This is a genomic window from Allostella sp., from assembly GCF_041913585.1.
Lineage (GTDB): Bacteria > Pseudomonadota > Alphaproteobacteria > ATCC43930 > Allostellaceae > Allostella.
This window is the reverse complement of record NZ_JAYSFE010000269.1, coordinates 1-2,245: the sequence shown is the minus strand read 5'-3', so window position 1 is coordinate 2,245 and position 2,245 is coordinate 1. Positions and strand designations below refer to the sequence as shown.

Sequence of the window (2,245 nt, the reverse complement as noted above, 5' to 3'; positions counted from 1 at the left end):
CGAGATCGCCCCAGCGCTCGCCGGCGATGCCCCAGGGGAACGGCTTCCCGACGACCGTCGAGAGCTTGTATTCGGCCTTGTAGGACTGGGCCGCGGCCATGCCGGCCGTGAGCGAAACCGCGAGCGCGCCGGCCGCGGCCAAGAGCCATCTCCGAGACATCGTCATGGTGGTTTCCTCCCGATCTTGTCCTGCGTTCATACCATCGCGCGAGCGGTCGCCGCCACCTGCGCGGGAACAATCCGGCTCGTCGCCTCCAGGACCGGGGCATAGGCCACCGGGATGCGCGGCGCGCCGAGGCGGCGGACCGGTGCCTTCAGCGCCCCGAACAGCGCCTCGCCGACGGTCGCCGCGATCTCGCCGCCGAAGCCGCCCGCCTGCACCGCCTCGTGGACGACGAGGCAGCGGCCGGTGCGGCGCACCGAGTCCAGCACCAGCTCCCGATCCCACGGCCACAGGGTCCGCAGGTCGACGATCTCGAGCGACGGCGCACCGGGCTCGGCCGCGGCCGCCTCGCAGACCTGGACCATGCGCGACCAGGTGACGACGGTGACGTCGTCGCCACGGCGGACCAGCCGCCCCTCGCCGAGCGGCACCAGTCCGCCCTCGGCATCCCCGGCGACCTCGCCCGTGGCCGGCCAGAGGTCCTTGTGCTCCATGTAGACGACCGGGTCGTCGCAGCGGATGGCGGACTTCAGCAGGCCGTAATTGTCGGCCGCGGTCGAGGGCGCGACGACGACGAGGCCGGGGACGTGGGTGTACCAGGCCTCCAGCGACTGCGAATGCTGGGCGGCCGACGACCGCCACATGCCGATCGGCTGGCGGACCACCAGCGGCACCCGCCCCTGGCCGCCGAACATGTAGCGCGCCTTGGCCGCCTGGTTGACGAGTTCGTCGACGGCACAGAGCGCGAAGTCGGAGAAACGCATCTCGACGACCGGCCGGCTGCCGACCATGGCGGCGCCGACGGCGGCCCCCATGATCGTCGCCTCCGAGATCGGGGTGTCGGCGATGCGGGCCGGACCGAACTCCTCGGCGAGGCCGCGGTACTGGCCGAAGACGCCGCCGCGGCCGAGATCCTCGCCCAGGGCCCAGACCCGGCCGTCGCGGCGCATCTCCTCGGCCAGCGCCAGCCGCGCGGCGTCGAGGTAGCTCAGCATCGTCATCGCGGCGCCTCCGCCCCGGCGACGGGGCGCATGTCGACGTCCTGCACGTCGGTCCAGGCCAGGGCCGGGCCGGGATGCGGCGCGGCGAGCCCATCGGCGACCGCACGCGCCACTTCGGCCTCGGCCTCCGCGCGGACCCGGTCCAGCTCCGCCGCGGCGACGCCGTCGAGCGCCAGCAGGTCGCGGCAGCGGCGGAGCGGCTCGTCGTGCCAGCGTTCCTCGACCTCGGCCGCCGGACGGTAGGGCGCGGCATCGACGGCGGTATGGCCGCGCAGGCGGTAGGTGCGGGCGTGCAGGAACTGCGGCCCCGCGCCGGCGCGCACCTGCGCCACGAGGGCGGCCGCCGCGGCGTCGACCGCGACGACATCGTTGCCGTCGACCGGGGTCGACGGAATGCCGAGGCTCTCGGCGCGGGCGCCCGGCCCCGGGCCGGCCGTCACCGAGCGGGTCCGGGTGGTGGCGGCGAAGCCGTTGTCCTCGCAGACGAAGAGGACCGGCAGGTCGAAGACCTTGGCCCAGTTCAGCCCCTCCAGGAACGGGCCGCGGTTGACCGCGCCGTCGCCGAAGAAGCAGACGACGATGCGGCGGTCGCCCGCCAGCTTCATGGCGTGGGCGGCGCCGACGGCGATCGGGATGCCGGCGCCGACGACGCCGTTGGCGCCCAGCATGCCGACCTGGAAGTCGGCGATGTGCATCGACCCGCCCTTGCCCTGGCAGGAGCCGCTGGCGCGTCCGAACAGCTCGGCCATCATGGCGCCCATGTCGGCGCCCTTGGCCAGCGTATGGCCGTGGCCGCGATGGTTGCTGGTGATGAAGTCGCCGCGCTCGAGGTTGGCGCAGACCCCGGAGGCCACCGCCTCCTGGCCGATCGAGAGATGGACCGCACCCTTGACGTGGCCCGCCTGGAGCGCCCGGTCGGCCGCCTCCTCGAAGGCGCGGATGCGCGCCATGGTGCGGTAGTGACCGAGGATCCGGGCACGGTCGAGATTGCCCCGGGCGGCGCCCGTGGCGTCGGCGCGCACTGCTCCCGGCCGGTCGACGAGCGGTTCCGGCATTCCCTCCTCGATTTCGCTGAGGCAAG

Annotated in this window: 2 protein-coding genes; both read right to left on the bottom strand. The window is 74.0% G+C overall.

Features of this window, described 5'->3' with window-relative positions; all coding sequences use genetic code 11:
- Positions 1–195: 195 nt before the first annotated feature.
- The gene (locus ACE3Q3_RS24060; RefSeq protein ID WP_374450351.1) at positions 196–1,164 is read right to left on the bottom strand and encodes an alpha-ketoacid dehydrogenase subunit beta; all 969 of its coding nucleotides are present in this window, start codon (positions 1,162–1,164) and stop codon (positions 196–198) included.
- The coding region (locus tag ACE3Q3_RS24055; RefSeq protein WP_374450349.1) for a thiamine pyrophosphate-dependent dehydrogenase E1 component subunit alpha at positions 1,161–2,245 on the bottom strand (1,085 nt) is incomplete at its 5' end. The genes ACE3Q3_RS24055 and ACE3Q3_RS24060, both read right to left, overlap by 4 nt.